The organism is Bradyrhizobium ingae (assembly GCF_055791185.1).
On record NZ_JBVUBB010000005.1, the window covers coordinates 387,774 to 397,509 of the forward strand.

General features: G+C 64.0%; 14 protein-coding genes. 8 read left to right on the forward strand and 6 right to left on the reverse strand.

The window, feature by feature from the left end:
• Nucleotides 1-2: 2 nt before the first annotated feature.
• On the reverse strand, nt 3-887 hold the full coding sequence (locus tag ACV1FX_RS10900) for a substrate-binding domain-containing protein (RefSeq protein WP_473117551.1): 885 nt from the start codon (nt 885-887) through the stop codon (nt 3-5).
• Nucleotides 888-1,031: 144 nt separating this feature from the next.
• On the opposite strand from ACV1FX_RS10900, the gene ACV1FX_RS10905 reads away from it, so the two are divergent.
• Entirely contained in the window at nt 1,032-1,958 is a 927-nt protein-coding gene (locus tag ACV1FX_RS10905; protein ID WP_473117552.1) for a quinoprotein relay system zinc metallohydrolase 2, read from the forward strand.
• 49 nt (nt 1,959-2,007) lie between these two features.
• Nucleotides 2,008-2,832 carry a quinoprotein dehydrogenase-associated SoxYZ-like carrier gene (locus tag ACV1FX_RS10910; protein WP_473117553.1) on the forward strand — a complete coding sequence of 275 codons (825 nt, stop codon included), beginning with the start codon at nt 2,008-2,010 and terminating at the stop codon, nt 2,830-2,832.
• Nucleotides 2,833-2,978: 146 nt separating this feature from the next.
• Here the strand turns inward: ACV1FX_RS10910 and ACV1FX_RS10915 are convergent, their stop codons facing one another.
• The gene (locus ACV1FX_RS10915) at nt 2,979-3,338 is read right to left on the reverse strand and encodes a hypothetical protein (RefSeq protein WP_473117554.1); all 360 of its coding nucleotides are present in this window, start codon (nt 3,336-3,338) and stop codon (nt 2,979-2,981) included.
• An 85-nt stretch (nt 3,339-3,423) separates the two neighbouring features.
• Here ACV1FX_RS10915 and ACV1FX_RS10920 point away from each other — a divergent pair, with 85 nt between their 5' ends.
• The 5 genes from ACV1FX_RS10920 to ACV1FX_RS10940 are packed head-to-tail and all read left to right on the forward strand — an operon-like array spanning nt 3,424 to nt 7,068.
• Nucleotides 3,424-4,404, forward strand: a complete 981-nt coding sequence (locus ACV1FX_RS10920) for an ABC transporter substrate-binding protein (protein WP_473117555.1) — start codon at nt 3,424-3,426, stop codon at nt 4,402-4,404.
• A gap of 2 nt (nt 4,405-4,406) precedes the next feature.
• Nucleotides 4,407-5,144, forward strand: a complete 738-nt coding sequence (locus ACV1FX_RS10925; RefSeq protein ID WP_473117556.1) for an ABC transporter permease — start codon at nt 4,407-4,409, stop codon at nt 5,142-5,144.
• Nucleotides 5,134-5,862: an ABC transporter ATP-binding protein gene (locus tag ACV1FX_RS10930; RefSeq protein ID WP_473117557.1), complete on the forward strand. Its 729-nt coding sequence runs from the start codon at nt 5,134-5,136 to the stop codon at nt 5,860-5,862. Before ACV1FX_RS10925 ends, ACV1FX_RS10930 begins: the two co-directional genes overlap by 11 nt.
• A gap of 48 nt (nt 5,863-5,910) precedes the next feature.
• Nucleotides 5,911-6,696: a pentapeptide repeat-containing protein gene (locus tag ACV1FX_RS10935; RefSeq protein WP_473117558.1), complete on the forward strand. Its 786-nt coding sequence runs from the start codon at nt 5,911-5,913 to the stop codon at nt 6,694-6,696.
• Nucleotides 6,697-6,720: 24 nt separating this feature from the next.
• Entirely contained in the window at nt 6,721-7,068 is a 348-nt protein-coding gene (locus ACV1FX_RS10940; protein WP_473117583.1) for a hypothetical protein, read from the forward strand.
• 9 nt (nt 7,069-7,077) lie between these two features.
• Here ACV1FX_RS10940 and ACV1FX_RS10945 read toward each other — a convergent pair whose 3' ends face one another.
• The 4 genes from ACV1FX_RS10945 to ACV1FX_RS10960 form a co-directional block, all read right to left on the reverse strand.
• Nucleotides 7,078-7,314 (reverse strand): hypothetical protein, encoded by a 237-nt coding sequence (locus tag ACV1FX_RS10945; protein ID WP_473117559.1) that lies wholly within the window; start codon nt 7,312-7,314, stop codon nt 7,078-7,080.
• Nucleotides 7,315-7,487: 173 nt separating this feature from the next.
• Nucleotides 7,488-8,357 carry a hypothetical protein gene (locus tag ACV1FX_RS10950; RefSeq protein ID WP_473117560.1) on the reverse strand — a complete coding sequence of 290 codons (870 nt, stop codon included), beginning with the start codon at nt 8,355-8,357 and terminating at the stop codon, nt 7,488-7,490.
• 293 nt (nt 8,358-8,650) lie between these two features.
• Entirely contained in the window at nt 8,651-8,731 is an 81-nt protein-coding gene (gene pqqA / locus ACV1FX_RS10955) for a pyrroloquinoline quinone precursor peptide PqqA (RefSeq protein ID WP_035663753.1), read from the reverse strand.
• Between the two features lie 244 nt (nt 8,732-8,975).
• On the reverse strand, nt 8,976-9,314 hold the full coding sequence (locus ACV1FX_RS10960) for a hypothetical protein (RefSeq protein ID WP_473117561.1): 339 nt from the start codon (nt 9,312-9,314) through the stop codon (nt 8,976-8,978).
• 146 nt (nt 9,315-9,460) lie between these two features.
• On the opposite strand from ACV1FX_RS10960, the gene ACV1FX_RS10965 reads away from it, so the two are divergent.
• Nucleotides 9,461-9,727 carry a hypothetical protein gene (locus tag ACV1FX_RS10965; protein ID WP_473117562.1) on the forward strand — a complete coding sequence of 89 codons (267 nt, stop codon included), beginning with the start codon at nt 9,461-9,463 and terminating at the stop codon, nt 9,725-9,727.
• Nucleotides 9,728-9,736 lie beyond the last annotated feature (9 nt).

Consider the following 9,736-nt stretch of genomic DNA (forward strand, 5'->3'; position numbering starts at 1 on the left):
CTTCATGGCGATTTCTTGGCGGTCTCCGCGCCGAGCGGCCGGTCGCTCTCATCGAGCAGCGGCACGCCGAAATCGACCAGGATCTTGTTGATCTCGCCCTGGTTCTCCTGGATCAGCTTGTTGAGCTGACGCTTCCAGTTCTGGTCGGCGGGGCGCACGCCCATGCCGATGCGATAGACGAGCTTCGGCCCGGTGGTTTCCTTCACCAGCGGTGTGACATGGAGTGGTTGCGCCGCCTTTTTCGCGTAGAACCCGGCCATCGGCCCCCACAGCACGCCGGCCTCGATCGTACCGGCAGCGAGATCGTCGATCATCGCCTGCGCCGAATTGTCGAAGCGCGTGTCGATCATCAGGGGATAGGGCTTTGCGTTCACCATCAGGCCCGCGATCGCCATGTTGGTCGCCGGCGGGGTGCCGGCGATGATGCCGATATGCTTGCCCTTCAGCCGCTCGTCCTCGAGCGTATCGACGTCCTCCAGCCCGCTGCCTTGCTTGGCGATCAGCGCATAGGAGGTGCGGTAATAGGGATTGGTGCCCTGGACGAGATCGTCGCCTTGCGGATAGCCCAGGATGACGTCGCAGCGATGGGCGCCCAGCGTCATGCGCACGAAGCCTGTCGCCTGCGGGAAGAAAACGTAGTCAAGCTTCTTCTGGAGTTTCTCGGCGAAGAACTCCGCCAGCTTGTTCTCGAAGCCCTCCCCCTTCTCGTTGGAGAACGGCAGGTTGCGCGGATCGGCACAGACGCGCAGCACTTTGGGATCGACCAATTCGAAGGAAAGATCGCCGCTGTCGGTGGTCTGGGCGCGCGCGGCGCCATCAGCGACAGATAGTGCAGCCATCGCCAACACCGAGAACAACCAGCGACGATGTCGTCCGGCCTCCATCATCGCGCTTCCTCCTGTTTTCTTGATTGAATGCTATCCATGGATCACGTTACGCGCCATGACCGGCGAAGTTTCTTGGTGACTTCGCTCTATGATTTGACTTGTTGCAGTGCAAGGCCACGCGAAGATCGGAACTGAGGCGTAAAGATGGCGCATGTCGCTCGGGTGATCGCGGTGCTTGCCCTGCTGGGGCTGACGACGCTAGCACGCGCGACCCCACCTGAATTGCCTGTGAGCGAAGTCGCCCCCGGAATTTTCGTGCACGCCGGGTCAATTGCCCTCATGAACGCCGAGAACGAGGGCGCAATCGCCAATGTCGGCTTCATCATCGGCACGGACGCGGTCGCGGTGATCGACACGGGCGGCAGTGTCCGCGAAGGCGAAGCACTGCTCGCCGCCGTACGGGCGCGGACCGACAAGCCCATCCGCTACGTCATCAATACCCACGGCCATCCCGACCACGTTTTCGGCAATGTGGCCTTCGTCCACGACGGCACGAACTTCGTCGGCCACGCGAAGCTCCCGCAGGCGCTTGCGGCACGCGGGCCGTTCTATCTGGACAATTTCCGCCGGACCATGGGCGCGGAGTTGATCGATCCCGTCAGAATCGTGCCGCCGACGGTGCTCGTCGCCGACACACTACGGCTCGATCTGGGATCGCGCAGTCTCATCCTGAAGGCCTGGCCGGCCGCGCACAGCGACAACGACCTGACCGTGCTGGACGAGGCGAGCAAGACGTTGTTTGCCGGCGATCTCGTCTTCCTCCGCCATGTTCCCGTAGTGGACGGCAGCGTCCGCGGGTGGCTCGCGGTGCTCAACCAACTCGAAACCTTGCCGGCACAGCGCGTCATTCCCGGTCACGGTCCCGTGAGCGATTGGCCTGCAGCACTCGTCGATGAGCGCCGCTATCTCGAAACCCTGCTCGCTGACGTGCGCGCGCTCAATCAAAAGGGCGAGCCGATCAGGGCGGCTGCGGACAAGGCGGGCGCAAGCGAGCATGGGCGCTGGCAATTGTTCGACGACTACAACGCCCGCAACGCAACCGCAGCATTTTCGGAAATTGAATGGGAGTAGCAGGAGCGCTACGCTGCCGCCCTGCTTCGTCACCGCGAGAGCTACGCGCATGATCAAACATTCGCTTCGCCTGACATTTGCGGCCGTCCTGCTCGGGATCGCCCTTGCGGCAACGCCTGCGCGCACGGAAGAGGCCTATGATCCCTGGCCGGGCCTCGTACAGGACATCTTCAACAACCGCCCGATGAATGACGGCAATGACGTCATCAGCATCGAGATGCCCTATCGTGCGGAAGATGCGGCCATCGTTCCGGTCACGCTGCGCGCAAAGCTTTCGCCCGGCGACAACAGGCGCATCCGCGCGATCACGCTGGTGATCGATCGCAACCCCGCACCGATGGCCGCGAAGTTCGAGCTCGGGCCGGATGCCAATGTGTCGGAGATCTCAACGCGCGTGCGGGTCAACAACTATACCGACGTCCACGCCGTCGCCGAGCTCAGCGACGGGCAGCTCTATGTCAGCAAGACCTATGTGAAAGCATCCGGCGGCTGCTCCGCGCCGGCGGCGAAGAATGCCGAGGAAGCCAAAAACCGCCTCGGCCAGATGCGCTACCGGCAATTCGCGCGCGCCGACGAAGCGCCCGCCAGCCGGATCCGCGAGGCGCAGATCATGATCGGCCATCCCAACAATTCCGGCCTGCAGATGGATCAGGTCACGCAACTCTACATTCCCGCCTTCTTCGTCAACCAGCTCAGGCTCTGGCAGGACGACAGCCTCGTGCTCGCGGTGGAAGGCGGCATCTCGATCTCGGAAGATCCCAACATCCGTTTCACCTACGTCTCGAATGGTGCGAAGCGTCTCCGCGCGGAGGCGACGGATACGGACGGGCATATGTTCCGGAATGAGTGGGATGTGGAGAAGCCGGGGATCTGATTGGCGCCGCTTGCGCTGGCTTCGCGGGTCTCTCTCCGCGCGTGCTTCTGTTACATTGGAATTCGCGGATAGAACCCCTCATCCGGCGCTTCGCGCCACCTTCTCCCGCGAGGGGACAAGGGAAAGCACCGTCCCGGGGGCGAGAATCAGAAACACCTCACCTCGGCTTCGGCCTGGGCGCGCCTCAAATCATTGACGGCTGATGTCGCCTGCTCCGAGGTGCGAAACTGGGTGCCGAGGTTTCCGCGTACCTGCGACATGCTGAGTGCGGTTTCGGCAGTGACATATCGTTCATAGGGCACGATCGAGGCAACGACGTCGATCGAGCACGAGCATTGCTCGATCGCCTGCCGGGTCTCGCCATTGGCCTTCATACAACCATAGACGTATTCGGCGCGCGCCGCGGTCGGGTAATCGTTGGCCTCTTCGGCCCGCGCGGCCATCGCGGTGGCGGCGAGCACGGCCAGAGCGGCGACAATCGGTCGTATCTGTCGTGCTGAGATCATGGCCGTCCTCCCGTGGTTGCGATGGAAACTATGCTATGCCTATTGTTCTGAAAAGCACACGTCTTAGGGAAATGGCCTGGAAGTGATGGGACGCCTGGTTCGAACATTGGCCGTGTCGATTGCTCTCGCGCTGACGCAGAGCGCAACCAGCCACGCCGCGGACACAATCCGCCTCGCGGTGCAGAAAACCGGGACTTTTTCCTGGGAACTGGCTGCGATCCGCGACCAGGGCCTCGACAAGGCCGCCAATCTGTCGCTCGAGGTCACCGAGCTTGCGAGCACGGAGGCCGGCAAGATCGCAATGCGCGCCGGCAATGCCGACATCATGCTCTCGGACTGGCTGTGGGTGTCGCGCGAGCGTGCGCTCGGCGCCAAGCTGACCTTCTATCCCTATTCGAGCGCGCTCGGCGCGGTGATGGTACCGGCCTCATCACCGATCAAGACGCTCGCGGACCTGAAGGGCCGCAAGTTCGGCGTCGCCGGCGGTGCCATCGACAAGAGCTGGCTGCTGCTGCAGGCGCGGATGAAGCAGGACGGGATCGACCTCAAGTCGGATGCGAGCATCGTTTATGGCGCCCCGCCGCTGCTCGCCGCCAAGGCGCTCGACGGCGAGATGGATGCAAGTCTCAACTTTTGGAATTTCTGCGCCCAGCTCGAAGCCAAGGGCTTTCGCCGCCTCGCCGGCATCGAGGAGATTTTGCCCAAGCTCGGCGCCAAGGGACCGGTCGCCGCAGTCGGCTACGTCTTCGATGAAGGCTGGGCGGCGAGCCACCGCGAGGTCCTGACGCGCTTCATCGCGATGACACGCAAGGCCAAGGAGCTGCTGACGACCTCGGACGCCGCATGGGAGAAGGTCGCGCCGCTGACCGGCACAAGCGATCCCGCCCTGCTTCAGGCCTATCGCAACCGTTATCGCGAGGGCATTCCGCACCGAAGCATCGACGACGAAGAGGCGGATGCGCGCGTGCTCTATCGCGTGCTCGCCGAGGTCGGCGGCCGGGACCTGGTCGGGCCGGCGCCGGAGCTCGATCCCGGCACCTTCTATCACACACCCGGCGGAGACTGACGTTGCTGCGTCTCGTCTCGTTTGCCCTGTTTATTGCGATCTGGTGGATCGCGGCGCTGTTCGTCGGCGGCGCGAAACTGCCCTCGCCGCCTGCAGTGCTCAACGTGATGATCGCCGAAGCAGCCTCCGGCGCGCTGTTCCTGCATCTCGGCGCGACGCTGGCACGCGTCGTGTTGGCCTTCGTGCTGGCGATGTCGCTCGGCAGCGCCATCGGTTATCTCATGGGCCGGAACAGGCTCGCCGATCGGCTCGGCGATCCCTGGCTGATCCTGCTGCTCAACCTGCCCGCGCTGGTCGTGATCGTGCTGGCCTATATCTGGGCCGGTCTCACCGAAGCTGCAGCCATCGCAGCAATCGCCATCAACAAGCTGCCGACCGCGGTCGTCACCTTGCGCGAGGGGACGCGGGCGCTGGACCGCTCGCTCGACGAGATGGCGACGGTGTTTGCGATGTCGCGCTGGCGCACCTTTCGTCATGTCGTGCTGCCGCAGCTTGCGCCCTATGTCGCCGCGGCCGCGCGCTCCGGCCTGTCGCTGGTCTGGAAGATCGTGCTGGTCGCCGAACTCCTGGGACGGCCGAACGGTGTCGGTTTCGAGATCGGCGTCGCCTTCCAGCTTTTCGACACCCCGCGCCTGCTCGCCTATTCGCTGACCTTTGCGGCTGTCGTGCTCGTTATCGAAACCCTGCTGGTACAGCCGTTTGAAACCCGCTCAACCCGGTGGCGGCCCCGTGCGGCTTGAAGTCGACATTTTAGGCAAGACCTTCACGAGCGCGGCCGGCGGGACGCACGAGGTGCTCGCGCCGGTCAAGTTCTCGCTCGGCGCCGGCGAGGTCGGCGTCCTCGTCGGCCCGTCCGGCTGCGGCAAGAGCACGATGCTGCGCATCATCCTGGGTCTCGACCACGATTTCCGGGGCGACATCACGCGCCCTCCGGACGCGCGCATCGGCATGGTGTTCCAGGAGCCGCGATTGTTGCCGTGGCGCTCGGTCGAGCAGAACGTGCGGCTGGCAGCGCCCGACGTCGACGACGTCAAGCTTTCCGAACTGTTCAAGATCCTCGAGCTGGATGCTCATCGCAGCCACTATCCCGGCGAATTGTCGCTCGGGCTTGCGCGCCGCGTCGCGCTTGCCCGCGCCTTCGCGGTCGAGCCCGACCTGCTGGTGCTCGACGAGCCTCTCGCCTCGCTCGACGACGCGCTGGCCGGCCGCTTGCGCGAGGAGATCGCAACGCTGGTCGCAAGCCGGCCGGTGATGACGCTTTTGGTGACGCACAGCCTCGACGATGCCGTGCGCCTCGGCGACCGCCTGTTCTTCCTGTCGCCGCGTCCGGCGCGGATCTTGGCCGAGGTGCCCATCGGCATCCCCCGCGGCGCGCGCGGCGAGGCCGAGATCGCCGCCATCAAGGCCGGCCTCGTACGGCGAACGCAAGGCGAGCGCGCCGGGCGCGATGTTTCATAGGCGGCCGCACCGGCCGCGTGCTAAGCAGGTTCGAAGCGGAGCCTGATGATGAAGCCAACGGTCACGCTCACGACGCTCGGCCTCGCGCTGGCCGCGTTCGCGGCAAACGCGCAGGACATGATGCGCGACGTCGACCTCACCTCGCCCGCAATGGTCTCGGCCGAAATGACGAGGCCGGAGGTCGAAACCATCCTGGCAACGGCCACGCCGGCCGATTTTACCAGCAAGCGGCTGTCGGGCCTCGATCTCTCGGGGCTGGACCTCTCCGGCGCCATCTTCCGCGCGGCGCGGCTCAACAAGACGAAGCTCGCCGGCGCGCGGCTGGACCGCGCGATCCTCGATCAGGCCTGGCTGCTCGAGGCGGACCTCACCGGCGCAAGCCTGAAGGGCGCCAATCTGTTCGCCGCGCAGATGGCGCGCGCGCGTCTGGACGGCGCCGATCTCACCGGGGCGCGCATCGCCGCGGACCTTTCCGGTGCGAGCCTGATTGGCGCATCCATCGCGGACGCGAATCTCGGCGCCGATATGCGCAACCAGTCGATGGGGCTGATGCGGACGGTGCTGCGCTCGGCGAAGCTTTCGGGACTGAATGCGCGCAACGCCGACCTCTCACGCGTCGATCTCGAATTCGCCGGGCTCAAGGGCGCCGACCTCACCGGTGCTTCGCTCAAAGGCGCCCAGCTCGGCGGCGCGGATCTGAGCGGCGCGACCGTCATCGGCACGGATTTCGAGGGCGCCGATCTCGTCTCGACCAGGCTGATCGCACCGATCGGACTTGACCGCGCGAAGAATTTCGACAAGGCAAGGAACGTCGAGCGCGTCATCAGAGAATGACGGCATGAGGAGGAGCGGCCGATGATGCGTTGGTGTCTGGCTTTGATCGTGGTGGTGGCGTGCGCGGGCGAAGCCGCCGCGCAGGGCAAGGGCAAAGGCGTCCGGCTCTGGAATCTGACCTCGGAGACCATCTCCGGCTTCCAGCTCTCACCCGCCGGCAAGACCGAATGGGGACCGAACCAGACCTTGAACGACAAGGACAAGGAGGTCGACCATGACGAGCGGCTGCGCATCACGGGCATCGAGCCCGGCCGCTACGACGCCAAGGTCAGCTATCCCAATTCGCGGAGTTGCGTTGTGCGCGATATCGAGATCAAGGCGGACGCCGTGTTCTCGATCGCCGACAAGGACCTGAAGGACTGCACCAAATAACGCGACGGCTCAGGCGGCGGACTTTGCTCCGCCCGCATCCGCCTTGTCGTTGCTGTGCGGATATTCGCAGCGCCATCGCACGGCCTGCCACTTCGGATGCTCGCCAATCCATTGCGCAATATAGGGCGGGGCTGCCATCGCGCATTGCGCCGGCGAGCCGCCATAGGCGAACACCAGATGCTGCTCCTCGCAGGTGGCCGGCGAGAGCACCGCGCAGACAGTCACAATCAGATCAATCGGATTCATGCCTGAAATCCCTCGTAATCGCCAAGAAGTACCATAAGTGACCTACGCCCGATCCGACCCGAAGTTTCAAACCGGCGTGAGGATGCGGCGCGGAACCTGCTGATCCACCCTCGATGACCTCTCCCGCAAGGAGGAGAGATGCACCTCCGATGCGGCCACGTTTCGATTTGAACTCAAAAATTGACGCCGAACACCAATCGCGCCTGGTGGCGCTCGAAATTGACGAGGTCGAGATTGGCTCCCGACCCCGCGGGGCGTCCCCACACCTGCGTGCTCCAGCTCGCCGTCAGGCGCGAGCTGTCGGAGAGCTGGAAATAGGCGGTGGGGCCGACGAACAGCGCCTGGCCGGCGAGGTCGCCGAGCCCGATGCCCTCATACTGCCGGAAGTAGCGCAGCTCGGCGCCGAGCAGCATGTTCGGGCGCACCCGCACCATGCCGGCGAACGCCGCGCCGATCGTTGAGCTCTTGTCGGACAAGTCGGGAATCTCGAACCGCGTCCATTCCGGCTGATAGATCAGGTTGAGCGCGCCGATCGCGAAATTCGGGATGATCTCGCGATCGAATGCAAGGGTGAAGTCGGTGCCGTAGCTGCGAGCCTTCGCGCCCGTCATTTCGTCGATGCGCTCGCCATGGCTTTCGGCTGCAACGGTCAACCCGAACGGCCCAGTCTCGCGATCGAGCAGGCGATAGCGCAGGTCGAGCGAAAACCCCTGGAAGTTGAGCTGGCGGCGGTTGTCGATATCGGGGACGCCGGTGATGTCGTGCAGCGCGACGCTGCTGCCGATCTCGACACGGAAGTTCGGCAGCGGCACCAGCTCGATCTCGACTTCCTGACCGAGCGCGCGATAGGTCCCGCCGCCCTTGCCGAACCGCCCCGTCGTCTGGCTCTGGAATTCGCGCTCGCCGGGATTTCCGACATCCGATCCGATCATGAAGCCGAAGATGTGCTCGGTATCAAAGCCCTCTTCGGCATGCGTGCAGAACGGCGCGAGCGCGAGAGCGCATGCGGCGACAATCAAGACCCCGTGTGCAATCCTCCGCATCCCCGCTCCCGCAAGCGCGCCCGCTCCAGAAGCGGCAACAGCGCTGACCAAGGGTCAGCGTAACACACTGCGGCAGTGATTGAGTCGAGATTTTGGAGCGATGGTTGTCGAAGCCGTCCCGGGTGTGGCTTCAGACCAAGATACTTCGGGAGGCAAGATATTTGGGGAGGAGAGTGACGACTTCAGGGAGGAGAGCGATCAATTCGACACGCGTCGAAACATCGGGCTTGCTGACACTGCCACGGCTTCAACGGTGTCGACCGTTGAAGCCGCGGCAGGTCGTCAGGATCGTCTTACTTGCGCGAAGCGCAGGCGTACATGTTGATTTCCATGCCGACCGACACTTCTACGATCTTCGGAGCTTTCCAAGCCATCGGGGTCTCCCAAGGTATTGAGCGCGACATCGCGCGAGGCAAAACCTAGGGCTGCATCGCCGATCACGCAAGCCCGTAATCGCACACCGAACATTTCTTGTTCGATTCTTTGCAAATCCAGTTCTCTCTCGGACAAAACATCTTCGCTGTCGGGCAAACGCGTTCACAGCCTTGTGCGATGCATCGGGAGACTTTCCCGAGTCCATCGCACCGGGAGAATTTCCCGGTGCCGATGCACGCTGACTCAACAACCCTTGTCAGCCGTTTGCGGATTCGTCTTTGCGCCTTCGGCACGTTGTGCCGCGGTCGGCTGACTCTGCATCTGCCGCTGCGCATCTTCAGACGACGCAGCCGTTTCACCGCTGGCGCGATTCATCGTGCTGGTCGGCGGATGCTGACTCGTATCATTCGCAGAACCTTGCGCAGAACCTTGCGACTGCTGCGCCGATCCGACGGTCACCGGCCCCGAGCCCGCGTCCTTGTTGGTGGTTGCGCTGCCGGTGTTGCAAGGACCCGCGATCGCGCTGCCGACGCTCAGGACCATGATGGAGCATGCGGTCAAAACCAGGCGTTTCGTGTTCATCTCGATCTCCTCTCCTCCCGCCGCTCTGCCCCGATGCGATGCGGGATGTCGCGGGACAAACCGGTCGGCGCGTCACAGGTTCCGGGTGGCGGAGCAGAATTGATTGCGATGTAGTCGCACCGGCGCGGGGGATATCGGAGAGATTCATGGCCACATTCTGCAGACGATTCCTGATGTCGCTGATCTTTGCGGGTCTTGCGTGTCCGGCAATTGCCGGCGAGCGGCGTAACGAGCGAGCCGCTCCGCCATCGGGCGCGACAACAACACTCACCGGCAAGGCAACGCTCACGGGCAAGGAAAGGCTGGGTCCGAAATGGACGGATGAACAGCGGATCGATGATTGCAACGTGCCGCCCGACAAGCGCGGCGCAAGGCTGCGTCCGATCACCTGCCCGGATGCGCTGACGAACTAGCCGCAAGCC